Raw genomic sequence first — 23,255 nt, forward strand, 5'->3', positions numbered from 1 at the left:
CTTACCGGTGTCGCCACCGGTGAGACGCACACGGTCAGCGCGCGGCCGCGGAGAGGTGCTCCTCGACCATCCGCACGAAGTACGCGTGCACCCGGTGGTCGCCGGTCAGCTCCGGGTGGAAGGAGGTGGCCAGCAGGTTGCCCTGGCGGACCGCCACGATCCGGCTGTCCGGGCCGTCCGCGGCGGGCAGCTCGGCCAGGACCCTGACGCCCGTGCCGACCGACTCGACCCAGGGGGCGCGGATGAAGACGCCGTGCACCGGCGCGTCGTCCAGGCCGGCGAAGTCGATCCCGGACTCGAAGGACTCGTTCTGACGGCCGAAGGCGTTGCGGCGCACCGTCATGTCGATGCCACCGACGGTCTCCTGGTCCTCGCGGCCGTCCAGGATCTTGTCCGCCAGCATGATCATGCCCGCGCAGGTGCCGTAGACCGGCATCCCGGCGGCGACCCGCTCGCGCAGCGGCTCCATCACGCCGAACAGCAGGGCCAGCTTGGACATGGTGGTGGATTCCCCGCCGGGGATCACCAGCGCGTCGACCTCGGCCAGCTCCTCGGCGCGGCGCACCGGACGGGCGAGCGCGTCGGCCTCGGCCAGCGCCACCAGGTGCTCGCGGACGTCGCCCTGGAGGGCGAGGACGCCGATGACAGGAGTGCTCACGGTCTTCAACCTCTATCGATCGTTACGACGGACTACGTGGCGCGGCCCGCCGCGCACCGAGGCGCTGCGGCGGGCCGGCCCGGAAACTGCCGGTGACTACCAGCCGCGGTTGGCGTAGCGCTCGGTCTCCGGCAGGGTGTCGCAGTTGATGCCGACCATGGCCTCGCCCAGGTTGCGGGAGGCGTCCGCGATGACCTTCGGGTCGTCGAAGAACGTGGTGGCCTTGACGATGGCGGCGGCGCGCTTGGCCGGGTCGCCCGACTTGAAGATGCCGGAGCCGACGAAGACGCCCTCGGCGCCCAGCTGGCGCATCAGCGCGGCGTCGGCCGGGGTGGCCACGCCACCGGCGGAGAACAGCACGACCGGCAGCTTGCCGAGCTCGGCGACCTCCTTGACCAGCTCGTACGGGGCGCGCAGCTCCTTGGCGGCGGCGTACAGCTCGTTGTTGTCCAGGGCGCGCAGGTGGCCGATCTCGTTCTTGATCTGGCGCAGGTGGCGGACGGCCTCGACGACGTTGCCGGTGCCGGCCTCGCCCTTCGAGCGGATCATGGCCGCGCCCTCGGCGATGCGGCGCAGGGCCTCGCCCAGGTTGGTGGCGCCGCAGACGAAGGGGGTGGTGAAGGCCCACTTGTCCGAGTGGTTGACCTCGTCGGCCGGGGTCAGGACCTCGGACTCGTCGATGTAGTCGACGCCCAGCGACTGGAGCACCTGCGCCTCGACGAAGTGGCCGATGCGGGACTTGGCCATCACCGGGATGGAGACCGCCTCGATGATCTCCTCGATCATGTTCGGGTCGGACATGCGAGCCACGCCGCCGTCCTTGCGGATGTCCGCCGGGACCCGCTCCAGGGCCATGACGGCGACCGCGCCGGCGTCCTCGGCGATCTTGGCCTGCTCGGCGTTGACCACGTCCATGATCACACCGCCCTTGAGCTGCTCGGCCATGCCGCGCTTCACGCGGGCGGTGCCGATCTGCGGCTGGTCTGCGGTGGTGGGGGTGGTGGACACGTGAGACCTCACTCGAAGATGAATCAGTGCTATCGCCCTATGGTAGGCAGAACGGGTGACGCCTCCATGCGCCACCAAGTCCAGCCCGGACGACGGGACACGACAATCAGGCCGTATCCGGGGGACACCCTAAGCGGGCGCTCCTTCGGGCGTGAGAGCGGGCGGCGGGGCGTCGTCCATCTCGAACGCCAGTGGGAACGGCGCCTTCCCCGCCAGCCGGAAGTACCGCACCAGACGGTGCTCGCGCACCGCCCGCGCCGCCCGCACCGCGTCGTTGTGGAACCGACGGGCCATCGGCACCCGCCGCACCGCGGCCGTCAGGTCACGAACCGCGTCCCCACCGCCCGGCTCGGCCATCAGCGCCGCCATCTGCTCCGGCTCCTCGAACACCGCCCGCAGCGCCAGGCTCAACTGGCTCTCCGCCACCTCGCGCTGCTCGTCCTCGGCCTGCCGGGCCGCGTGCGCCGCGTCCAACAGCAGCAGCGAGGCCGCCGGATCCAGCAGCGAGGACGTCGCCAGCTCCATCGCCACCGACGCCCGGCGCACGAGCTGCGCGTCCAGCGCCGCCCGCGCGGCGTCGATCCGGGCGTGCAACCGGTCCAGCCGACCGGCCGTCCAACTCAGGTACATGCCGAACAGCACCACGGCCACGCCGGCCCAGATCCAGGTAGTCACGGGCCGCTACGTTACCGGGTGTCACCGGTTCAGCCCCGGGCGGTCGCGTTCCGGTAGCTCTCACGGTCGATGTCCGCGATGTTCACCGCCGTGAACAGCCGGGTGCCCGGCTTCGGCCGGACGTACTGCGCCAGCAGCGCCAGCACGCCCTCGCTCAGCGCGGCCTTCGCCTCCGGCGTACGGCCGGGGAAGATCTGGAACTCCACGAACACCTGGGTGTCGGCGGCCGCCCCGCCGGTGCCCACCACCAGCACCTCGCTCTGCCGGAACACCGTCTTGCAGGACTCCGGCTTCGCGTCGATCGTCGCCTCCGCCAGCCGGTTGATCGCCAGGCCCAGGCCCCGGCGGTCGAAGGTGCCGGCCAGGTCGGCCGAGTAGTCGACGGAGATCTGCGGCATCGTCGCCCCCGTGGATCGCAGTGGTACGGACGCCCGACCCTAACCCCACCGACACCCGGACCCGTCCGCGGGGATCAGTCCCGTGCCAGCCCGAACCGGCCGCGCCTACCGCTGCGCACGTCCTCCTCGACCACCGCCGCCTCGCCGGCCGTCACCGTCTCGTACACCGCCAGGATGTCCGCGCCCACCGTCGACCAGTCGAACCGCCGCACGTGCCGCGACGCCGCCTCCCGCAGCTCCTCCAGCCGCGCCGGATCACCCAGCAGCCGCAGCGCCGTACGGGCCAGCGCGTCCGCGTCCTCCACCGGGAACAGCTCCCCCGCGTCCCCGCCGTCCAGCACCTGCTTGAACGCGTCCAGGTCGCTCGCCAGCACCGGCGCGCCCGCCGACATCGCCTCGACCAGGATGATCCCGAAGCTCTCGCCACCGGTGTTCGGTGCCACGTACAGGTCCACGCTGCGCAGCAGCCGCGCCTTGTCCCGGTCGCTCACCATGCCGAGGAACTCCACCTGCGCGCGCACCTCGGGCGCCAGGCCCGCGACGGCCTCCTCCTCGTCGCCCTTGCCCGCCACCAGCAGCCGCACCCCCGGCCGCTCCGCCAGGATCCTCGGCAGCGCCGCCAGCAGCGTCGGCAGGCCCTTGCGCGGCTCGTTGATCCGGCCGATGAAGCCGATCGTGCCCGGCTCCCCCTTCGCCGCGCCGCCGGTCCAGCGCTCGTCCGGCTCCGCCTCCGCGAAGAAACCCACATCCACGCCGTTCGGGATCACCACCGCGTCCCCGCCCAGGTGTTCCACCAGCGTCCGCCGGGCGTACTCCGACACCGCGATCCGGGCCCGCATCTTCTCCAGCCCCGGCTGGAGGATCGGCGAGGCCGCGATCATCACCCGCGACCGCGGATTGGACGTGTGGAACGTCCCCACCATCGGCCCGGTCGCCGACCACGCGGCCAGCATCGACAGGCTCGGCGCGGCCGGCTCGTGCACGTGCAGGATGTCGAACCGCCCGTCGTGCAGCCAGCGCCGCACCCGCGCCGCCGACAGGATCCCGAAGCTCAGCCGCGCCACCGACCCGTTGTACGGCACCGCCACCGACCGCCCCGCCGGGACCACGTACGGCGGCAGCGCCTCGTCGTCCTCGGCCGGCGCCAGCACCGACACCTCGTGCCCCAGACCGATCAGGTGCTCGGCCAGGTCCCGGATGTGGAACTGCACCCCACCGGGGACGTCCCAGTCGTACGGGCAGACGATGCCGATCTTCACGGGTTCCTCAAGCTCCTTCGGACGGTCGTGCGGGCGGGGACGGCGGGACGGCTCAGGACCCGGAGGCCTCGGCCGCGGGCTCCGCGGCCGCCTCCACACGCTCCACGGACGCCGCCTTCACCGTCTCACGGACCGGCAGGTCGGCGAGCCAGAACCTCTGCAGCATGTGCCAGTCCTGCGGGTGCTCGCGGATGCCCCGCTCCCAAACCTGCGCCATCGCCTGGGTCATCGCCCGGGTGCGCTCCTTGCGGTCGCCCTCCTCGGGCACCGGTACCTCCGGGTGGATCCGCGCCCGCAGCACCGGGCCGTCGTACCAGAGCGTCACCGGCAGCAGCGCCGCCCCGGTCCGCTGGCACAGCGCCGCGGGACCGGCCGGCATCCGGGTCTCCTCACCGAAGAACGACACCCCGATGCCCGCCTCCGACAGGTCCCGGTCCCCGACCAGGCAGACCAGCCGGCCCTCGCGCAGCCGCCGTGCCAGGGTCCCGATCACGTTCACCGAACCACCGGTCAGCGCCAGGACCTCCATGCCCAGGCCCTCCCGGAACGCCACGAACCGGTCGAACAGCCGCTCCGGCTTCAACCGCTCCGCGACCGTGGTGAACGGATAGCCCTGCTGCGCCACCCAGGCCCCCGCGAGGTCCCAGTTGCCCATGTGCGGCAGCGCTATCAGCGCGCCCCGCCCGGCCTCCAGCTGCGCCCGCAGGTGCTCGAAGCCCTCCACCTGGACGTCCCTGGCCACCCGCTCCCGGCTCCACACCGGCAGCCGGAACGACTCCATCCAGTACCGCAGGTACGAGCGCATCCCCGCCCGGGACAGCTCCCGCAGCGCGGCCCCGTCCAGCCCGGGACAGACCCGGCGCAGATTCGCCTCCAACTGCAGCACCCGCTGGCCGCGCTTGCGCCACGCGTAGTCCGCCAGCCGGTCGAACAGCCCCCGGGCCACCCGCTCCGGCAGGTGCTTCAACAGCCCCCACCCCAGCGCGTACGCCCAGTACACCAGTCGGTCCGTCACCGCAGGACGCCCCCCATCAGCTCCCGGCCGCCGCTCGGTCGGCCTCGAACGCCTCCCGGCGCACCGTCAGCATCCGCTGGAACACCGTCACCAGGCTCCCCGCCGCCACCAGCCACAGCGCCACCGGCAGCAGCCACTCCACGTACGGCACACCGAACTTGTGCAGACCCGCGACCCCGGCCGCCACCAGGCTGGCCACCAGCCGCTCGGCCCGCTCCACCAGCCCGGACACGTCACACGGCAGGCCCTGGCTCTCCGCCCGCGCCTTCGTGTACGACACCACCAGACCGCTCGCCAGGCAGAAGATCGCCACCGCGCAGAGCAGGTCGTCGTCCCCCTTGCCCGCGTACCACATCGCCAGACCGCCGAAGATCGCCGCATCGGCGACCCGGTCCAGGGTGGAGTCGAGGAACGCCCCCCACTTCGTGCTCCGGCCCAGCTGGCGGGCCATGTTCCCGTCCACCAGGTCCGAGAAGATGAACACCGTGATCGTGATGGTGCCCCAGAAGAACTCCCCACGGGGGAAGAACACCAGCGCACCGGCCACCGAACCGGCGGTACCGATCAGCGTCACCGCGTCCGGGCTCACGCCCAGGCGGATCAGGAACGCGGCGAACGGGGTCAGGACACGTGTGAAGAAGCCACGCGCGTATTTGTTGAGCATGGCCTTCCCAGCCGCTCCGATCTCCCAGATACCCGCCTGGCGCAGCACGCGCGGCAGACGGCCGGGCGGATCAGCCCGTCCGGCGCACCCATCGTAGCCACGCCGAGGACACGCTCCGGCGCACGCACCGCCGGACGCCACCCCCGCCCACCGCACGCACACGTCCGGTCACCGGCCGGCCGTACGGCACCCGCCCGTCCGCACCCGACCGGCCGTACGGCACGCGCCACCGGCGACACCCGCCCCTAGACTGCGAAGGACAGCCTCGGCGCCACGGGAGGAGACCCCGATGCCCGACCGCAGCACGGCACGAGCCGGCCAGGCACCCGCCGTCACCGGCCCGAAGGACCTGCGCAACGTCGTCCTCATCGGCCCCAGTGGTGTGGGCAAGACCACCCTCGCCGAATCGCTCGCGCTCGCCGCCGGCGCCACCGGCCGTGCCGGCCGCGTCACCGACGGCACCACCGTCTCCGACCACGAGGACATCGAGCACCAGCAGCAGCGCTCCGTCCAGCTCTCGCTCCTCCCCCTCGAGTGGAAGGGCGTCAAGATCAACCTGATCGACCCGCCCGGCCACCCCGACTTCACCGCCGACCTGCGCGCCGCCCTGCACGCCGCCGACGCCGCCGTCTTCGTCGTCTCCGCCACCGACCCGGTCACCGCCCCCACCCGCGCCCTGTGGCGCGAATGCGCCGCCGAGGGCATCCCCCGCGCCATCGCCGTCGCCAAACTCGACCTCGCCCGCACCGGCTTCGACGACATCCTCACCGCCTGCCACGACGCCTTCGAACTGGGCCCCGACACCCTCCGCCCGCTCTTCCTGCCCGTCCACCACGACGGACACCCCGACGGCAGCGTCGACCTCCTCACCGGCGACACCTACGGCGCCGCCGACCCCCTGCCCGACACCGCCCCCGCCCACGACAGCCTCGTCGAAGCCATCTCCGGCCAGGACGACACCCTCATGGAGCGCTACCTCTCCGGCGACCCCCTCGACACCGACTCCCTCGAGGCCGGCCTGCGGCGCGAAGTCCTCTCCTGCGCCCTCCACCCCGCCGTCCCCACCAGCGAGAACGGACTCGGCGCAGCCGAACTCCTCGACCTCATCGCCCACACCTTCCCCGACCCCACCGAACGCACCCGCCCCGCCCCCGCGTGCGACCCCGACGCCCCGCTCGCCGCCCAGGTCGTCCGCGTCACCGGCGACGCCTACGTCGGCCGGATCAGCCTGCTGCGCCTCTACGCCGGCACCCTGCGCCCCGACACCAGGATCCACCTCGTCGGCCCCGCCCACACCGCCGACCAGGACGGCGACGAACGGGTCACCGCCCTCACCAGCCCCTTCGGCAAACTCCAGCGCCCCGTCCCGCACGCCGTCGCCGGCGACCTCGTCTGCGCCGCCAAACTCACCACCGCCCGCGCCGGCGACACCATCCACGACCCCGGCCACCCCGTCGACCTCGAGGGCTGGCGCCTCCCCGAGCCGCTGCTGCCGATCGCCATCGAAGCCCACAGCAAGGCCGACGACGACAAGCTCTCCCAGGCCCTCGCCCGCCTCACCGCCGAAGACCCGGCCCTACGCCTGGAACAGAGCCCCGACACCCACCAGCTCGTCCTCTGGTGCACCGGCGAAGCCCACGCCGACGTCGTCCTCGACCGCCTCCGCACCCGCCACGGCGTCCACGTCGACACCGTCGAGCCCAAGGTCGCCCTGCGCGAGACCTTCGGCACCGCCGCCGCCGGCCACGGCCGCCTGGTCAAGCAGTCCGGCGGCCACGGCCAGTACGCCATCTGCGACCTCGAGGTCGAACCCCTCCCGGCCGGCTCCGGCTTCGAGTTCCAGGAACACGTCGTCGGCGGCGCCGTCCCCAAGCACTTCATCCCCTCCGTCGAGAAGGGCGTCCGCGCCCAGCTCGCCAAGGGCGTCACCACGGGCTACCCGCTCGTCGACGTCCGGGTCACCCTCACCGACGGCAAGGCCCACTCCGTCGACTCCTCCGACGCGTCCTTCCAGAACGCCGCCGCCCTCGCCCTGCGGGACGCCGCCGAGCACGCCGTCATCCGCCTGCTCGAACCCGTCGCCGCCGTCAGCGTCCTGCTGCCCGACGACTACCTCGGCGCCGTCCTCGGCGACCTCTCCGCCCGGCGCGGCCGCGTCCTCGGCACCGAGACCGGCGGCACCGGGCTCACCCTGCTGCGCGCCGAGGTCCCCGAACTCGAACTCGTCCGCTACCCGATCGACCTGCGCTCGCTCACCCACGGCACCGCCGAGTTCTCCCGCGCCTACCTGCGCCACGAACCCATGCCCGCCGCCCTGGCCGAGCGCTACACCGACTGACGACCGCCCCCGCGGTCCGACGGCCCTACGGCTGGGCGGGCTTCCGGACCGGCAGCGCGCAGGCCGCCGTACCCCCCGGCATCCGGTGCCGGTTGCGCGCCACCCAGCGGTACGCCAGGCCCGCCAGCGGCCGCACCGGCGCCGCCGTCAACACGGCGCCCAGATACGCCCACGCCCCGCCGGAGCGCATCAGCAGCCGCGCAACCGCCTGCGCGCCCCCGTACACCCGACCGGTCGGCGTCACCCAGAGCACCTCGCGCTCCGCCCGCTCGGCCGACACCTCGCCCCGGCCGCCGGCGAGCCCGTCCAGCCCCGCCAGGTCCGCGAACTGGAACGGCACCGCCTCCCAGCCCCCCGAGGCCAGCGTCTGCCGCAGGTACCGCTCCGCCCAGCGCACGCAGGACGAACAGAACGAACAGTCCCCGTCGAAGACCAGCACCGGATCCTTCACGGCCGTTCCCCTTCCCTTGCTCCACCGTCCATCCTGCCCCACCGCCACCAGGGGCACCCCGGCGGGTATCGACCCGCCCGAAGCTGGGCATCATGCCCCTCAGGCCTCCGGTGACGGCACTTCAGACGATCATCCGCGCGGGGGTGCCACGGCACGGTAACCTGCCGCTGACAAGGGGAGGAGGGGACGCCACCGTGACCACACTCGACATGACCCCGGGTGCGCAGATACCCCGGACCGACGCCGGCCCGCAGACAGCCATCACCCAGGGACTCTCCTCGACCGCCTACCGCGACGGCGAGGTCGGCGCCTTCGTCGGCGCCGTCACCGACGCCACGGAGAAGAAGGGCCGCTTCGCGCTCTTCCGCCCCAACCTCGGCGAGGCCTTCAGCAAGGCGCTGATCTCCCGCGCCCTGGGCGGCGGCCGCAAACCCCTCGTCCCGGCCTTCGGAGTCGACACCCGCCAGGTCGTCGAACACTGCCTGGCCGCCGAGGAACTGCGCAACACCCGCGACCGGCAGCTCAGCACCGTCTCCGTCGTCACCGGCGTGCTCTTCCTCCCCGGCACCCTGATCTGGCTCGGCGCCTTCCAGCTCCGCGCCTGGCTCAAGCGGGACAACCCGAAGAACGCGGCCGTCTACGGCGGCATCGTGCTCGCCGCGACCGCCGCCCTCGCCGTCCTGCTCCTGCTGCGCCCACCGGCCGCCGGCTACCTCGGCATCTACCTGCGCGTCACCATGCTCGCGCCGGTCATCGGCTGGTACCTCGCCCGCCGGATCGTCGAGCGCTCCGCCAAGGACCTGCGCTCCCGCTGGCAGGCGCTGGTCGAGGGCAGCGTGGTGGCCGCCTCCGTCGCCAAGGCCGTCCCCCGCGACGACCTCGACAAGAAGGCCACCGACCTGCGCGACAAGCTCGGCCGCCTGGACGCCGAGCAGGAGACCAACATCCACCACTACGCCGGCCCCAAGGGCATCCTCGGTGCCGGCCGCCGCTGGGGCGAGTGGCGCCTCGCCGACACCCTCCACCCCGCCGACGGCCACGCCGACTTCCGCGCCTTCCACCCCTGGGACCTGGTCCGCCGGATCTCCTCCCACCTCAAGGGCCTCGGCGTCAGCCACGTCGCCAACAGCGGCATGCCCAACGTCGCCATCAAGCAGTGGGTGGTCTTCGACATCGGCGAGGGCGCCGACGAGATCAGCCGCCCCGGCAACGCCGACATGGACGGCGACCGGATGCGCGACTTCGCCGTGCAGAGCGTCGCCGACAAGCAGACCTTCTCAGGCGGCCCCCGGCACTACCTCGCCACCCAGTTCATCACCCACGACGGCAAGCTGGTCCTCACCTTCACCGTCACCGTCACCCTGCTCGCCAACGTCCTCAACATCACGGTGTCCGGCTACGCGCTCGGTCCGGTCAAGGGCGTCTTCTTCGACAAGCCCAAGGACAAGGAGAAGTCGGTCGCCAAGACCGTGAAGTTCTGGGAGGAGCGCACCGTCAAGCTCCCCCTGATCGACAACGACGAGGTCGTCCGCCAGGCCGTCCGCGCCCCCTTCTACCGGATGCCCGGCCTGCTCGGCTGGCTCGGCGGCGGGCTCGGGCTGCCCGAGCCCTTCGGGCTGCGGCACATCTGGGTCGGCCGGGCCTGGGAGAACCGCTCCATGGTCGACAACGCCCAGAACGCCTCCGTCCCGGTGCTCGCCGCCGTCCACGCGGCCACGCTGGAGTTCCTGGAGGAGCACGACCTGGACGCCGACCGCTTCTTCAAGAACCGCACCTCGATCATCAAGTCCGAGGCGCAGAGCCCGCGCCCGTACGACGTGGACACCTTCAACGCCGGCTGACCCGGCGCCGAGCACGCGAGAGGGCCCCACCGAGCATCCCGGTGGGGCCCTCTCGCACGCGTCGCCGGGGCTCAGCCCTGCGGCCAGACCTCGGCCAGCATCTTCCGGGTGTCCGCCAGCAGCTGCGGCAGCACCTTGGTGTGGCCGACCACCGGCATGAAGTTGGTGTCCCCGCCCCAGCGCGGCACCACGTGCTGGTGCAGGTGCGCCGCGATCCCGGCCCCGGCCGCAGCGCCCTGGTTCATCCCGATGTTGAACCCGTGCGCCCCGGAGGCCGCCCGCAGCGCCGTCATCGCCTTCTTGGTGAAGTCCGCCAGCTCGGCCGTCTCGGCCTCGTCCAGGTCGGTGTAGTCGGCCACGTGGCGGTACGGGACCACCATCAGGTGCCCGCCGTTGTACGGGTACAGGTTCAGCACCGCGAACACGGCGCTCCCCCGGGCGATGACCAGACCGTCCTCGTCGCTCAGCGACGGGATCGAGCAGAACGGACAACCGTCGTCCGGAGCCGGGCCGGTGGGCTTGTTCTCACCCTGGATGTACGCCATCCGATGGGGGGTCCACAGGCGGCGGAAGCCGTCCGGCTCACCGACGCCCCGCTGCAGTTCCGGCTCAGTCGTCATGCTGATCAGCATATTCGCCCGACGGTGCTTGCAAAGCCGCGCGGGGCAGACTCTTCAAGAGCCTGCCCCGCGCATCCCCGCCCGGGCGGGGCCCACGTCCGCATCTGCCACGTCCGCCCGATCGCGTCCGGGTCACCCCCGCCCAGGCGGGGCCTAGGTCACACCTGGATGCGACGCTCCACCGAATCCACGATCTCGGCGATCGCCTCGTCGACCGGCACGCCGTTCTTCTGCTCGCCGTTGCGGTAGCGGAAGGAGACGGCACCGGCCTCGACGTCGTCATTACCAGCGATCAGCATGTACGGCGTCTTGGAACGCTGCGCGTTCCTGATCTTCTTCTGCATGCGGTCGTCCGAGGTGTCGACCTCGACCCGGATCCCGTGCTTCTTGAGCTTCGCCGCGACCTCCAGCAGGTACGGCACGTGCTCGTCGGTGATCGGGATGCCGGTCACGGTGACCGGGGCCAGCCACGGCGGCATGGCGCCGGCGTAGTGCTCCAGCAGCACCGCGAAGAACCGCTCGATCGAACCGAACAGCGCCCGGTGGATCATGACCGGCCGCTGCCGCGAGCCGTCCGCCGCTGTGTACTCCAGGTCGAAGCGCTCGGGCAGGTTGAAATCCAACTGAATCGTCGACATCTGCCAAGTCCGGCCGATGGCGTCGCGCGCCTGGACCGAGATCTTCGGGCCGTAGAAGGCCGCGCCGCCCGGGTCCGGAACCAGCGGCAGCCCCTGCTTCTCGGCCACGGCGGCGAGGACGCGGGTGGCCTCCTCCCAGGTCTCGTCCGACCCGACGAACTTCTCCTCGTCCTTGGTCGACAGCTCCAGGTAGAAGTCGGTCAGACCGTAGTCGCGGAGCAGGTTGAGCACGAAGGTCAGCGTCGAGTCGAGCTCGTCCGCCATCTGCTCGCGGGTGCAGTAGATGTGGGCGTCGTCCTGCGTGAACCCGCGGGCACGGGTCAGGCCGTGCACCACACCCGACTTCTCGTAGCGGTACACCGTCCCGAACTCGAAGAGGCGCAGCGGCAGTTCACGGTACGAGCGGCCGCGCGCGTCGAAGATCAGGTTGTGCATCGGGCAGTTCATCGGCTTGAGGTAGTAGTCCACGCCCTCGTCGAGCTGCATGGGCGGGTACATGCCGTCCGCGTACCAGTCGAGGTGGCCGCTCTTCTCGAAGAGCTTCCCCTTGGTGGCGTGCGGGGTGTAGACGAACTCGTAGCCCTCCTCCTCGTGCCGCTTGCGCGAGTAGTCCTCCATCGCGCGGCGGATGATGCCGCCCTTGGGGTGGAAGACGGCGAGGCCGGAACCGATCTCCTCGGGGATGGAGAAGAGGTCGAGCTCGTTGCCGAGCTTGCGGTGGTCGCGCTTCTCGGCCTCGACGAGGAAGTCGAGGTGGGCCTTGAGCTCGTCCTTGGTCGGCCAGGCGGTGCCGTAGATGCGCTGGAGCATCGGGTTCTTCTCGCTGCCGCGCCAGTAGGCGGCCGCGTTGCGCATCAGCTTGAACGCCGGGATGTGCCGGGTGCTGGGCAGGTGCGGGCCGCGGCAGAGGTCTCCCCAGCACTGCTCGCCGCTCTTGGCGTCCAGGTTGTCGTAGATGGTGAGCTCGCCGGCGCCGACCTCGACGTCGGCGCCCTCGCCGGCGGTGGCGGCGGAACCCTTGAGGCCGATCAGCTCGAGCTTGTACGGCTCGGCCGCCAGCTCCTCGCGGGCGGACTCGTCGGTGACCACGCGGCGGGAGAACTTCTGCCCGCGCTTGATGATCTCCTGCATGCGCTTCTCGATGGCCTTGAGGTCATCGGGGTGGAAGGGCTTCTCGACGTCGAAGTCGTAGTAGAAGCCGTCCTTGACCGGCGGGCCGATGCCCAGCTTGGCCTCGGGGTAGAGCTGCTGCACGGCCTGGGCCATGACGTGCGCGGTGGAGTGGCGCAGGATGTCGAGGCCGTCCTTGCTGTCGATCGCGACCGGCTCGACCTCCTCGCCGTCCTGGAGGACGTACGCGAGGTCCTTGAGCTGGCCGCCGACGCGGGCGGCGATGATCGAGCGGTCGTCGGCGAAGAGCTCGGCGGCCGTGGTGCCCGTCGTCACCACGCGCTCTTCCCGATCGGGTTCGCGGCTGATGATTACCCGGACGTCCGTCACCGGTCTCTCCTGACGTGCTGGATTTCAGAGGACGCAACACTGCGCTGCGCGTGACGATGGTACCGAGAGCGCCGCCCCTGCCGTCCACCTACGCCCCTTCTCCCCCTCCCTCCGCCGTCTCCCCGAGCGCTTTCAACAGCCGCTCGCGGTCCCCTTCCTCCCAGCCGCGGAGTTCCAGTCCGTGCGGGCGGGTCAGCCGGCGGAAGCCGCCGTGCCGGTCCAGCCGGCCGGAGACCCGCAGGGGCAGGCCCGCGAGGTGGGCCTCGGCGGCGAGCCGGTAGTCGGGGTCGGGCAGGCGGAGCTTGAGTTCGCGGACGTCGGCGCCTGCCAGCACTCGCAGCCGTACCGAGCCGGGGCCCGTGGGGTCGGCGCGCTTGAGCCGGGTGACGACGCCGAGCACGGTGACGGCGACGGCGGGTTCGATCCGTTCCAGCAGGTCGGCGGCCTCCACCAGGGCGGGCAGGTCACCGGGTGAGAAGTCGAGGTCGATCCGGCGGTCCCCGAAGCCGCCCGGCGTTCCGGCGGCGGGTGACCAGGAGACGCTGAGCCGGGCTGCCGTCGAGTCGCGCACCAACTCCTCGACGGACTGGACGAGCTCCCGGCTGACCCCGGACCGGACGGCGTTCTCGAAGACCTCGGGCCCGCCGCTGACCCGGCGGTAGTCCACGGCGTCGCGCAGCGCCTCCAGGGCGCGGACCAGGGTGGTGACGGCGGCGCGGCCCTCGGGGGCGGGGGTGTGGGCGGTGAGGGCGGCGCCCTGTTCGACCAGCAGGACGCGGTCCAGGAGGTCCCCGGCGGGGCCGTCCAGCCGGGCGCCGAAGTAGCCGGCCCTGGCGCGGGCGGCCTTGGCGCCGGCGGCGAGCATGCCGCGGGCCGCCCGCCGGAGCCGCTCGGCCTCGCCCCAGGCGGTGGTCCCGTCGGGGCCGGGCGGTTCGCGGTGCCAGCACAGTTCGTCGCCGGGGACGGCGAGGGCGAGCAGGATGGAGCGGGCGGAGGGGGTGCGGGAGCGGGAGAGCGCGGTGACGGCGTCGGTGAGGAGCTCGACGGCGTCGTCGAAGCCGTCCCCGGCCGGGACGAGCAGGCTGGTGCCGGGTTCGCCGTCGGGCGGGGTCCAGCGTCCGTAGCGGGCGGCCGGTCCGCCGCGGCGGACCCAGCCGTGCCGGGCGAGCAGGGTCGCCAGGACCTTCGGGTCGACGGTGGCCGGGTCGGGCAGGAGCGGGGCCGGTTCGCCCGGTCCGTACGGCGGTGTCATGGGTCCGGTTCCTCCCTGCCGGGGCCGGGCCGTCACGGGCTGCCGCCCGCGCCGACCCGGGCCATGATGTCGCAGAGCGCGCGGTCGTCGAAGACCCGCTCGGTGGGCAGCCGGACGTTGGTGCGCCGCTTCCCGGTGACGGGATGGCCGGCCAGGTTGACCCAGTAGCAGCAGTGCCGCAGTTCCAGGGCGTCCGGGCGGGCCCGCAGCCAGTGGTCGACCCGGCGCGGCAGCAGCATCACGACCAGGATCCGCGGCACCGCGACCCGGGGCCGGGCGAGCTTGCGCAGGTGGTCGTTGTCCAGGGTGAAGCTGAAGAACGGCCCGGCCGGGTCGGGCGCGACCTGCTGGGTGGCCTTGAGCTGGATCTTGACGGTGACCTCGTCGTCCACCTCGTGCTCGCGGGAGCCGTGGCTGACGTGCCAGTCGATGCCGTTGTCCGGGAAGGGCTGGGAGAGCGAGCAGCCGGCCGCCGCGGCCACCGCGTGCAGATAGCCGACCTGCAGGGTCTCCATGCAGGCGGTGACGGCGAGGTTCCCCCGCAGTACCGCCGTCGTCGCCGTCTCCTCGGGCTGCGGCTGGGTCGGTGCCATCGCCCCGTGGCCTCCCCCGGTTCCGGGCCCGTCCCGGTCCGGACGGGCAGTCGATTCGAACGGGACGGTCATGGGCAGGATCCCCGGCCGGGCTTGGGCCAAACGGGTTGAAGGGGCATCAGGGCCGGGTATCAACCGGGCGCAACGCTCGTCTGAGGGGCAGTCATGCAGCAGCACTGGTACACCGGCCCGCTCGCCTCCTTCGACACCGAGACGACCGGCGTGGACGTGGAGAACGACCGCATCGTCTCGGCCGCCCTGGTCGTCCAGCTCGCGCCCGGGGCGCCGGCGCGGACCACGACCTGGCTCGCCGATCCTGGGGTTCCGATCCCGGACGGCGCCCGCGCGGTGCACGGCATCACCGACGAGCAGGTGCGCGCCCACGGTCGGCCGGCCGGCACGGTGGTGGCGGAGGTCACCCGCGCGTTGGCGGCCGAGGCGCGGGCCGGGCGCCCGGTGGTGGTGATGAACGCGCCCTACGACCTGACGCTGCTGGACCGGGAGCTGCGCCGCCATCACGGGGTGACGCTGGCCGGCGGGCTCGCGGCGGGCCTGGTGGTGCTGGATCCCCGGGTGCTGGACAAGCACGTGGACCGCTACCGCAAGGGCCGTCGGACGCTGACCGACCTGTGCGCCCACTACGGCGTGGAGCTGGCCGGGGCGCACGACGCGGCGGCGGACGCGACGGCGGCGCTGGCGCTGACCCGGCGGATAGGCGCCCGCTACCCGGCGGCGCTGGGCGGGCTGTCGGCGGCGGAGCTGCACCTGCGGCAGGCGATCTGGCACGCGGCGCAGGCGCGCGGGCTGCAGCACTGGTTCGACCGCTCGGGGACGCCGGAGCGGGTGGACCTGTCCTGGCCGCTGCGGCCGGCCCGGTGCGGCTGTGGGCGCCGGCTGGAGCCGGAGCACGGGTGCGAGGCGGCGGCCTAGCGGGCGGCCCCGGAGTCCGGGGCCCGGAACGCGCCGCAGGCCCTGACCGGTTTCCTGGTCAGGGCCTGCGTGCTGTCCGGTGGGCGATACTGGGATCGAACCAGTGACCCCTTCGGTGTGAACGAAGTGCTCTCCCGCTGAGCTAATCGCCCGGGCAACGAGAAGAACTGTAGCACCATTCGGGGCCGGTCGTACAACTCGCCCTTCCGGGTGGCACCGACACCGCCGAGAACTCGCGCTCCGCACGGAAGATGACTGAGCCTCAGCCGATTACCGACGGCCCTTCAGGCGGATTCCGGAAATACACGTGAGGCCCAGCCGATAATCGGCTGGGCCTCACGTATCACAATGCATTCCGGTGGGCGATACTGGGATCGAACCAGTGACCCCTTCGGTGTGAACGAAGTGCTCTCCCGCTGAGCTAATCGCCCGGGTGCAGGGAAAACATTACCGCATCCCGGAGGGTGCTCCGACCACTCTCCCGGCCCCGGGCCCCGCGCCCGGGCAGGTCAGCTCTCGTCGAGCTGCCAGGGGACGGCCAGGCCGTAGCGGGCGAAGTACCAGCCGCCCACCCCGACGAGGGCGGCCAGTCCGATCGCGGTGAGCGTCAGGTTGCGGCGGCGCACCCTGGGGTCCATGGCCCGCTGGGCGGCCTCGGCGACCTTGCGGCGGGTCCAGCGCAGGGCCAGCTGGGCCCAGGCGAACTCGGTGGCCCAGATCCCCATGCCGAGGAAGATCACCAGCCAGCCGGGGCCGGGCAGCGGCAGCATGACCAGCCCGAGCACCACCACCGCGAGGCCGGCCAGGAAGATCGCCACCTGCCAGATCCGGTGCAGCGCCGGCGAGCGGCGGACGAAGGCCGGGGCCCTCGAACCGACCGCCCGCCCACCGTCGACGGCCGCGTCAACAGCCTCGGCCGCTTCACCCGTTCTCGCGTTCCCGCCGGTCTTGTCGTTTCGCACAGTCATGCCAGGAAACTAACCAAGTAGCGCCCGGGTATTGCCCGACCCGGCCGCTGCGGAGCGATTCCGCAATGCGCCGTAAGGGGTACGACTCGCGCCCGAATCGGGACAGAGGGGTTTACATCGGTCTTGGAGGTGGGATGGTCCGTTCGCCGACGTGCGATTCCCCGAGCGCACACTGAGCGAAAGGCCATGGCGCTTATGAACACCACGGTCAGCTGCGAGCTGCACCTGCGCCTCATCGTGTCCAGCGAGTCCTCACTGCCCGTCCCAGCGGGCCTGCGCTACGACACTGCCGACCCCTACGCCGTGCACGCCACGTTCCACACGGGCGCCGACGAGACCGTGGAGTGGGTGTTCGCCCGAGATCTCCTCGCGGAGGGGCTGCACCGACCCACTGGTACCGGCGACGTCCGGGTGTGGCCGTCGCGGAGCCACGGGCAAGGGGTGGTCTGCATCGCCCTGAGCTCTCCGGAAGGAGAAGCCCTGCTGGAGGCCCCGGCCCGGGCGCTTGAGTCGTTCCTCAAGCGGACGGACGCCGCGGTGCCCCCCGGCACCGAACACCGTCACTTCGACCTCGACCGGGAGCTGTCCCACATCCTCGCCGAAAGCTGACTCCGTCCGGAGGCGGTCACGCCCCGCTGTCGGCGGGGCCGCAGCCCCTGCCGCCATCGCAGCCGTCCTACTCGGGGGCACGGCAGCGGACTCAGCCGCGCACGACGCGGCCTCGGGGCCGGTGAAACGGTTCTGCTCCCACCGGAGCAGTCCCCAGCACCACAGACGCCCGGCGCCGGGGCCGGTCATCCTCACGGGTGGCCGGCCCCGGCGCCGGGCGTCGGCGTGTTCCGGCGGCCGCGCCCGCCGGGGTCCGCGCACCCCGGCCCGGGGCCCGCCGCCCCGGACGGCCCCGGTTTCGTAGGCCTTGACGTACTGCGTACACGCATTCGAAAGAAGGAGCCGCCCCACCGGCACGGGGCCCGGTATGGTCTGGGGTAACCGCGGACGCGGGGTATCGGAGTCCCCCTGCGCGAGGAGCCCCCAACGTGCTGATCACCCATGACACCGAGTGCGCGCTGAGCATCCTCGTGGAGCTGCTCAACACCGCGCCCGAGGTGTGCGGCGCCGAGCGGCTGCCGGACGTCGCCGCACTGGACGCCTTCGTGGTCCGCCAGGAGATCAGCGAGATCGACTCACTGACCGGGGACGACCTGCGGCGGGTGCACGAGCTGCGGACCCGGCTGCGCGAGGTGTTCGCGACGGAGTCCACCGCGGAGGCCGCCGAGCTGGTCAACTCGATCGTCGCGGCCGCCGGCACGACGCCCCGGCTGACCGACCACGACGGCCACGACTGGCACATCCACTACTTCGCACCGCACGCCGCGCTCGGCGACCACTTGGCGGCCGAGCTGGGCATGGCGCTGGCCTTCATCCTGGTGGCGGGCGAGCGGGAGCGGCTGCGCCGCTGCGAGGCGCCGGACTGCGCGCGGGTCTTCGTGGACCTCTCCCGGAACCGCTCGCGGCGCTACTGCGACAGCCGCACCTGCGGCAACCGGCTGCACGTCGCCGCGTACCGGGCGCGCCAGCGGTCGGCGGAGGCCGTCCCCTCCGCCTGACCCGCCGGCCCCGCCGCTCAGATCCCGCGCTTGCGGAGGATCTCCTCGATGTCGGCGAAGTCGCCGAGACCGTCGTCCCGTTTGCCCGCGGCCTGCTTCTTCGGGGCCCCGGGCGGCGTCGGCGCCACCGCCTGGCGCTCGGGCGCCGGGCGGGCCGCGGCCGGGCGCTCCGGGGCGCCCTCCACCGCCGCCGCGCCGCCCCGGCGGCCCACCCAGCGGGTGGTGACCAGCAGGACCGCGGAGAGGCCGAGCAGCGCGATGCCCGTCCACACCCGGGGGTCGAAGACCAGCTTGGCCGCCCAGTCGGCGAACTCCCCGGCGATCGTGCTCGCCAGCGGGAACAGGCCGGTCAGGTAGAGCCCGGCGGGCAGCAGGGCCACCGCGAACCAGCGGGTCGCCGACAGGAAGCGCCGCCGGTAGGCCCGCAGCCCCGCGAAGGCCACCCCGCCCGCGGTGAGGACGAAACCGATCGCCGCACTCAGCACGGAAGCGCTCCTTCGTGTCCGGTCGTCCTGGTCATCGGTGCCTTCCTCTCGGTCCGCCTCCGGGCGCACCTCCGGCCGGAGCGGGCGCCCACTAGTGGAACACTGGGGCAATGATCGATGGTTCCCTCCCCCGCCTCGAGTTCTGGTGCGACCTCCAGTGCCCGGACTGCCACACCGCCCTGGATGACGTACGGGCGCTGCGCGCGCAGTACGGCGACGCGCTGCCCGTGGAGGTGCGGCACTTCCCGCTGGAGAAGCACAAGCACGCCTACGCCGCCGCGGAGGCGGCCGAGGAGGCGTTCGCGCAGGGGCTGGGCTGGCCGTTCGTGGAGGCGCTGCTGGCCCGCACCGCGGAGCTGGACGCGCGTGGGCAGCAGGTGCTGCTGGACGTGGCCCGGGAGGTCGGGGCGGACGTCGAGGAGGTGGACACCGCGCTGGTCGACGGCCGGCACATGCTGACCGTCGACGCCGACCAGGCCGAGGGCAAGGCGATCGGGGTCACCGGCACGCCGACGTACGTGATCGGCGGGAAGCGCCTCGACGGCGGCAAGAGCCAGGACGGGTTGCGCGAGCGGATCGTGGCCGTCATCGAGGCGGCGAAGGGGTCCTGACGACACGTCAGGTCACAGCGGCTTGCCGTAGAGGCGCTCGGTGACCGCGTATCCGAGCGAGTCGTAGAGCCGGACGGCGACCTCGTTGCGGGTGAAGACGTTGAGGCCGAGGTCGTGCACCCCGGCGGCCAGGCACTCGCGTTCGGCGAGCAGCATCAGTGTGCGTCCGTGCCCCCTGCCCCGGTGGTCCGGGGACACCTCGACGCCCATCACCCAGGCGAGCGGTTCACCGTCCGGCAGGTCGCGCAGCCGCAGTTGCACCCAGATCGAGCCGTACGGGCCCTCTCCGCCGTCGGCACCGTACAGCCTGCGCAGGACGACGCCCGGGGTGTCGACGCCCTGCGGGACGGGGTTCGGCGGGTCGTCGCCGCCGGTCCTGGCGCGGGCCTGCTCCTCGGTGAGGCCGGACCCGACGAGCGACCGGCGGTAGCCCTCCGCCGACCGGGCGAGCCAGTCGTCGAGGTCGGCCGGGTCGAAGGGGCGCGCGCTCACCCCGGCGGGCAGCGCGGGGGCGGTGACCAGCCGCTTGGACATGCTCAGGGCCCGCTCGGTGTAGCCGAGGGCGACGGCGAGCCCGCGCGCCGTCGTGGCCGCCTCGGGGACGCCGACGTCCACCCGGGTGCAGCCCCAGTTGCGCAGCACCTCCTCGGCGGCCAGGGCGCCGAACGTGCCCCGGCCCCGGCCGCGACCCTCGGTGATCTCCAACTCGGATATCCGGCCCCAGAGTTGACCGCCCTGCGGATCGGCGGTGGTGCGCAGCGCGCCGACCGGGTGGCCGTTGGAGAGGATCAGCCAGCGTCTGGTGCGGCCGCCGGCCGCGGTGGGTGTCTCCGGGCCCTCGGGGCGCAGCGTGGTGGTCATGTGGTGGTCCCTTCCCCCTGTGCGGAGGGTTATCCACCCGGTCGGCGCGCTCCGCGGGTCGGAGGTCACGGGTCGAGGTCGTCGCCGCTGCGCTCGGTGAAGACGGCCATGGCCTTGGCGGTGACGGGGCCGGTGCCGGGCAGTTCGCGGTCGTCGACGCGGGTGACGGCCTGGACGTCGCGGGTGGTGGAGGTCAGGAAGACCTCCTCGGCGTTCCGGAGGGCGCCGAGCGGGAGGTCGGCCTCCTCGGCGCCGCACCAGTCGATGACGAGTTGCCGGGTGATGCCGGCCAGGCAGCCGGAGGCGAGGGTGGGGGTGAGCAGGCGGCCGTCGAGGACCACGAAGACGTTGGAGCCGGTGCCCTCGCAGAGCAGGCCGGCGGTGTTGGCGAACAGGGCCTCGGAGGCGCCGGCGCGGTGGGCGGCGGCCAGGGCGACGACGTTCTCGGCGTACGAGGTGGTCTTGAGGCCGGCGACGGCGCTGTGCTCGTTGCGGCGCCAGGGGACGACGGTGACGGCGGTCTCGTCGGGGCGGCGGGTGATCGGGCTGAGGGCGACGACCATGGTGGGACCGGTGGTGCCGCGCTCGGAGCTGAGCGGGCCGTTGCCGCCGGTGTAGGTGATGCGCAGCCGGCCGAGCGGTGCGGGGTTGGCGGCGAGGACCCGGGTGCAGGCCTCGCGGACCAGGTCGTGGTCCGGGTCGGCCAGGCCGAGGCCGCGGGCGGAGCGGGTGAGCCGGTCCAGGTGGCGGGTGACCGCGAAGGCCCGGCCGTCGACCGTCTTCATGGTCTCGAAGACGCCGTCGCCGGTGGTGAGGCCGTGATCGAGGACGGAGACGGCCGCGTCGGCGGAGTCGACGAGCGTGCCGTTGACCCAGCTCGTGGTGCGGTTGTGCATCGGGCTGCTCCTAGGCGGTGCGGGCTCAGGCCCCGGTCGACTCGGATCCGCGACCGGACTCGGCTGCGGGCTCGGCTCCGGGTTCGCTGCCCGACGCTATCGCGACCAGGCGGGCGGCCTTCAGTTCGGTTTCGGCCCATTCGCGCTCGGGGTCGGAGCCCCAGGTGATGCCGGCACCGGTACCGAAGCGCAGGACGGGTGCGCCCGGGTCCGTCCGGTCGATCCAGAAGGTGCGGATGCCGACCGCGAGTTCGGCCTCGCCCCGGTCCGCGTCGACCCAGCCGACGGCGCCGCAGTAGGGGCCGCGCGGGGCGGTCTCCAGGGCTTCGATGATCCGCAGGGCGCTGGACTTGGGAGCTCCGGTGACGGAGCCGGGCGGGAAGGTGGCGGCGAGGAGCTCGGGCCAGCCGGCGCCTTCGCGCAGGGTGCCCTCGACGGTGGAGACCAGGTGGACCAGGCCGGGGTGCTTCTCGACGGCGCAGAGGTCGGGGACGGTGACGCTGCCGGTCTCGCAGACCCGGCCGAGGTCGTTGCGGACCAGGTCGACGATCATCACGTTCTCGGCGTGGTCCTTGTCGAGGAGGTCGTCCTCGGTGCGGCCGGTGCCCTTGATCGGGCCGGAGGAGACGGTGCGGCCGTTGCGGCGCAGGTAGAGCTCGGGCGAGGCGGTGGCGATCTCGACGCCGTGACCGGGCAGGCGGATGGTGCCGGCGTAGGGGGCGGGGTTGCCGTGGGCGAGGAGTCCGGTGAGGGCGTCGACGTCACTGCGGTCCGGGTCGGGCAGCGGTGCGGACAGCACCCGGCAGAGGTTGGCCTGGTAGACCTCGCCGGCGGCTATGTGCTCGCGGATGCGGCGCACGCCCGCGGTGTAGGCGGCGCGGTCGAGGGAGCTGTGCCAACTGCCGGCCTGCGGTCCGCGCCAGCCCGCACCGGAGGGCGGGGCGGGGGCGGGGCGGACCTCGTCGAAGCGGGCGCAGGTGAGCCGGCCCTCGAAGTCGTGGGCGACGGCCCAGTAGCCGGCGGAGTCGAGGGCGGCCGGGTCCGAGGTGACGTCGCGCAGTCCGGTGGCCAGGCGGCCTCCGAAGCGGGCGAGCGGGGTGCGGGGGTCGGGGTGGCCGGACACGGTTCTCCTGCGCGGTGGTGCTGGGCGGCGGTGCCTGAAGTGTAGGTCGGGGGCGCGGGCCCGGACCGGCTCGCGCCCCGCGCACGAGCACCCGTGTGCGTCACCCGGGTGTGCGCCGGGTGACCTGCGGATGATCGTCCCGGAGCGCCGCAGGTGGCGGCCGGTGACGTGCCGGGAGGGCTGACGGGACGGCACTCGCGACCATCCCCTCGGCATGCTGCGGGAACGGATTTTTAGCTGGCCCGGGAATCCGCTAGAGTTCAACACGTCGCCAGGGAGCGCAGCCGAAGAAAAGCGGTGAAGGCCCTGGGAGACAGGCGGACGTGGCTCAGTTGGTAGAGCATCACCTTGCCAAGGTGAGGGTCGCGAGTTCGAATCTCGTCGTCCGCTCGTTGGAGAGCAGTGTAAGATCGTTCTTCATGTGTTGCCTGGTGGAGTGGCCGAGAGGCGAGGCAACGGCCTGCAAAGCCGTGTACACGGGTTCAAATCCCGTCTCCACCTCCAAGAGGTTCCCCCGGTTCCACCGGGGGACCTCCCCGCGCGATTAGCTCAGCGGGAGAGCACTACCTTGACACGGTAGGGGTCACTGGTTCAATCCCAGTATCGCGCACGTCGGACCCATCGGGGTCTGCTGCAACACCGCCATACCAGGCGCGATTAGCTCAGCGGGAGAGCACTACCTTGACACGGTAGGGGTCACTGGTTCAATCCCAGTATCGCGCACAGTAACGGGCCCTTCAGGGTCTGCTGCAACACCGCCACATCAGGCGCGATTAGCTCAGCGGGAGAGCACTACCTTGACACGGTAGGGGTCACTGGTTCAATCCCAGTATCGCGCACGTCGGACCCATCGGGGTCTGCTGC

At 72.5% G+C, this 23,255-nt stretch carries 23 protein-coding genes and 7 tRNA genes; 11 read left to right on the forward strand and 19 right to left on the reverse strand.

The annotated features are described in order from the left end of the window. Positions 1–34 precede the first annotated feature (34 nt). From pdxT to pgsA, 7 genes are all read right to left on the reverse strand, one after another. Positions 35–658 carry a pyridoxal 5'-phosphate synthase glutaminase subunit PdxT gene (gene pdxT, locus ACWDBB_RS12255; protein WP_449789498.1) on the reverse strand — a complete coding sequence of 208 codons (624 nt, stop codon included), beginning with the start codon at positions 656–658 and terminating at the stop codon, positions 35–37. A gap of 96 nt (positions 659–754) precedes the next feature. Further along, the gene (pdxS, locus tag ACWDBB_RS12260) at positions 755–1,678 is read right to left on the reverse strand and encodes a pyridoxal 5'-phosphate synthase lyase subunit PdxS (protein ID WP_449789499.1); all 924 of its coding nucleotides are present in this window, start codon (positions 1,676–1,678) and stop codon (positions 755–757) included. A gap of 117 nt (positions 1,679–1,795) precedes the next feature. Then, entirely contained in the window at positions 1,796–2,341 is a 546-nt protein-coding gene (locus tag ACWDBB_RS12265; protein WP_449789500.1) for a hypothetical protein, read from the reverse strand. A 29-nt stretch (positions 2,342–2,370) separates the two neighbouring features. After that, on the reverse strand, positions 2,371–2,739 hold the full coding sequence (locus ACWDBB_RS12270; RefSeq protein WP_449789501.1) for a 5-carboxymethyl-2-hydroxymuconate Delta-isomerase: 369 nt from the start codon (positions 2,737–2,739) through the stop codon (positions 2,371–2,373). A 74-nt stretch (positions 2,740–2,813) separates the two neighbouring features. Continuing rightward, a complete protein-coding gene (locus ACWDBB_RS12275) occupies positions 2,814–3,998 on the reverse strand; it encodes a glycosyltransferase family 4 protein (protein WP_449789502.1) in 1,185 nt (394 codons plus the stop codon). Between the two features lie 52 nt (positions 3,999–4,050). Next, positions 4,051–5,013 carry a phosphatidylinositol mannoside acyltransferase gene (locus ACWDBB_RS12280; RefSeq protein ID WP_449789503.1) on the reverse strand — a complete coding sequence of 321 codons (963 nt, stop codon included), beginning with the start codon at positions 5,011–5,013 and terminating at the stop codon, positions 4,051–4,053. 16 nt (positions 5,014–5,029) lie between these two features. Then, on the reverse strand, positions 5,030–5,677 hold the full coding sequence (pgsA, locus tag ACWDBB_RS12285; RefSeq protein WP_449789504.1) for a phosphatidylinositol phosphate synthase: 648 nt from the start codon (positions 5,675–5,677) through the stop codon (positions 5,030–5,032). Positions 5,678–5,966: 289 nt separating this feature from the next. On the opposite strand from pgsA, the gene ACWDBB_RS12290 reads away from it, so the two are divergent. After that, the gene (locus ACWDBB_RS12290; RefSeq protein WP_449789505.1) at positions 5,967–8,015 is read left to right on the forward strand and encodes an elongation factor G-like protein EF-G2; all 2,049 of its coding nucleotides are present in this window, start codon (positions 5,967–5,969) and stop codon (positions 8,013–8,015) included. Between the two features lie 25 nt (positions 8,016–8,040). Here ACWDBB_RS12290 and ACWDBB_RS12295 read toward each other — a convergent pair whose 3' ends face one another. Then, the gene (locus tag ACWDBB_RS12295) at positions 8,041–8,466 is read right to left on the reverse strand and encodes a thiol-disulfide oxidoreductase DCC family protein (protein ID WP_449789506.1); all 426 of its coding nucleotides are present in this window, start codon (positions 8,464–8,466) and stop codon (positions 8,041–8,043) included. 194 nt (positions 8,467–8,660) lie between these two features. Between ACWDBB_RS12295 and ACWDBB_RS12300 the strand changes: the two genes are divergently transcribed. Next, positions 8,661–10,307, forward strand: coding sequence for a hypothetical protein (locus ACWDBB_RS12300; RefSeq protein ID WP_449789507.1), 1,647 nt, complete (start codon positions 8,661–8,663; stop codon positions 10,305–10,307). A 71-nt stretch (positions 10,308–10,378) separates the two neighbouring features. Here the strand turns inward: ACWDBB_RS12300 and ACWDBB_RS12305 are convergent, their stop codons facing one another. The 4 genes from ACWDBB_RS12305 to ACWDBB_RS12320 all read right to left on the reverse strand — a co-directional run bounded on the left by ACWDBB_RS12305 (position 10,379) and on the right by ACWDBB_RS12320 (position 14,910). Further along, entirely contained in the window at positions 10,379–10,939 is a 561-nt protein-coding gene (locus ACWDBB_RS12305) for an HIT family protein (protein WP_097238679.1), read from the reverse strand. 146 nt (positions 10,940–11,085) lie between these two features. Further along, the gene (gene thrS / locus ACWDBB_RS12310) at positions 11,086–13,065 is read right to left on the reverse strand and encodes a threonine--tRNA ligase (protein ID WP_449789508.1); all 1,980 of its coding nucleotides are present in this window, start codon (positions 13,063–13,065) and stop codon (positions 11,086–11,088) included. Positions 13,066–13,153: 88 nt separating this feature from the next. Beyond that, positions 13,154–14,317, reverse strand: coding sequence for a hypothetical protein (locus ACWDBB_RS12315; RefSeq protein ID WP_449789509.1), 1,164 nt, complete (start codon positions 14,315–14,317; stop codon positions 13,154–13,156). Between the two features lie 32 nt (positions 14,318–14,349). Continuing rightward, positions 14,350–14,910 (reverse strand): DUF4365 domain-containing protein, encoded by a 561-nt coding sequence (locus tag ACWDBB_RS12320; protein WP_449789510.1) that lies wholly within the window; start codon positions 14,908–14,910, stop codon positions 14,350–14,352. Between the two features lie 165 nt (positions 14,911–15,075). Between ACWDBB_RS12320 and ACWDBB_RS12325 the strand changes: the two genes are divergently transcribed. Beyond that, the gene (locus tag ACWDBB_RS12325; RefSeq protein WP_449789511.1) at positions 15,076–15,840 is read left to right on the forward strand and encodes an exonuclease domain-containing protein; all 765 of its coding nucleotides are present in this window, start codon (positions 15,076–15,078) and stop codon (positions 15,838–15,840) included. An 80-nt stretch (positions 15,841–15,920) separates the two neighbouring features. Here the strand turns inward: ACWDBB_RS12325 and ACWDBB_RS12330 are convergent. The 3 genes from ACWDBB_RS12330 to ACWDBB_RS12340 all read right to left on the reverse strand — a co-directional run bounded on the left by ACWDBB_RS12330 (position 15,921) and on the right by ACWDBB_RS12340 (position 16,808). Continuing rightward, positions 15,921–15,992 (reverse strand) — tRNA-Val (locus ACWDBB_RS12330). Between the two features lie 207 nt (positions 15,993–16,199). After that, positions 16,200–16,271: transfer RNA gene (locus ACWDBB_RS12335), tRNA-Val, on the reverse strand. 78 nt (positions 16,272–16,349) lie between these two features. Further along, positions 16,350–16,808 (reverse strand): TIGR02611 family protein, encoded by a 459-nt coding sequence (locus ACWDBB_RS12340; RefSeq protein ID WP_449789512.1) that lies wholly within the window; start codon positions 16,806–16,808, stop codon positions 16,350–16,352. A 195-nt stretch (positions 16,809–17,003) separates the two neighbouring features. On the opposite strand from ACWDBB_RS12340, the gene ACWDBB_RS12345 reads away from it, so the two are divergent. Both ACWDBB_RS12345 and ACWDBB_RS12350 read left to right on the forward strand, forming a co-directional pair. Beyond that, complete coding sequence (locus ACWDBB_RS12345) at positions 17,004–17,417, forward strand: SsgA family sporulation/cell division regulator (protein WP_030056266.1); 414 nt, start codon at positions 17,004–17,006, stop codon at positions 17,415–17,417. Positions 17,418–17,845: 428 nt separating this feature from the next. Continuing rightward, complete coding sequence (locus tag ACWDBB_RS12350; RefSeq protein ID WP_449789513.1) at positions 17,846–18,415, forward strand: CGNR zinc finger domain-containing protein; 570 nt, start codon at positions 17,846–17,848, stop codon at positions 18,413–18,415. Between the two features lie 17 nt (positions 18,416–18,432). Here the strand turns inward: ACWDBB_RS12350 and ACWDBB_RS12355 are convergent, their stop codons facing one another. Further along, on the reverse strand, positions 18,433–18,900 hold the full coding sequence (locus ACWDBB_RS12355; RefSeq protein WP_449789514.1) for a hypothetical protein: 468 nt from the start codon (positions 18,898–18,900) through the stop codon (positions 18,433–18,435). Positions 18,901–19,010: 110 nt separating this feature from the next. Here ACWDBB_RS12355 and ACWDBB_RS12360 point away from each other — a divergent pair, with 110 nt between their 5' ends. Next, on the forward strand, positions 19,011–19,511 hold the full coding sequence (locus ACWDBB_RS12360) for a DsbA family protein (protein WP_449789515.1): 501 nt from the start codon (positions 19,011–19,013) through the stop codon (positions 19,509–19,511). A 12-nt stretch (positions 19,512–19,523) separates the two neighbouring features. On the opposite strand, the gene ACWDBB_RS12365 is transcribed toward ACWDBB_RS12360, so the two are convergent. The 3 genes from ACWDBB_RS12365 to ACWDBB_RS12375 all read right to left on the reverse strand — a co-directional run bounded on the left by ACWDBB_RS12365 (position 19,524) and on the right by ACWDBB_RS12375 (position 22,391). Further along, entirely contained in the window at positions 19,524–20,372 is an 849-nt protein-coding gene (locus ACWDBB_RS12365) for a GNAT family N-acetyltransferase (RefSeq protein ID WP_449789516.1), read from the reverse strand. A gap of 65 nt (positions 20,373–20,437) precedes the next feature. Next, positions 20,438–21,268 (reverse strand): aminotransferase class IV, encoded by an 831-nt coding sequence (locus ACWDBB_RS12370; protein ID WP_449789517.1) that lies wholly within the window; start codon positions 21,266–21,268, stop codon positions 20,438–20,440. 25 nt (positions 21,269–21,293) lie between these two features. Then, complete coding sequence (locus ACWDBB_RS12375) at positions 21,294–22,391, reverse strand: chorismate-binding protein (protein ID WP_449789518.1); 1,098 nt, start codon at positions 22,389–22,391, stop codon at positions 21,294–21,296. Between the two features lie 317 nt (positions 22,392–22,708). Between ACWDBB_RS12375 and ACWDBB_RS12380 the strand changes: the two genes are divergently transcribed. The 5 genes from ACWDBB_RS12380 to ACWDBB_RS12400 all read left to right on the forward strand — a co-directional run bounded on the left by ACWDBB_RS12380 (position 22,709) and on the right by ACWDBB_RS12400 (position 23,230). Further along, positions 22,709–22,781, forward strand: a tRNA-Gly gene (locus ACWDBB_RS12380). Between the two features lie 40 nt (positions 22,782–22,821). Further along, a tRNA-Cys gene (locus tag ACWDBB_RS12385) sits at positions 22,822–22,895 on the forward strand. A gap of 34 nt (positions 22,896–22,929) precedes the next feature. Then, positions 22,930–23,001: transfer RNA gene (locus tag ACWDBB_RS12390), tRNA-Val, on the forward strand. Positions 23,002–23,042: 41 nt separating this feature from the next. After that, a tRNA-Val gene (locus tag ACWDBB_RS12395) sits at positions 23,043–23,114 on the forward strand. A gap of 44 nt (positions 23,115–23,158) precedes the next feature. Beyond that, positions 23,159–23,230: transfer RNA gene (locus tag ACWDBB_RS12400), tRNA-Val, on the forward strand. The last annotated feature ends 25 nt before the right edge of the window (positions 23,231–23,255 follow it).

This window comes from Kitasatospora sp. NPDC001095, from assembly GCF_053598615.1.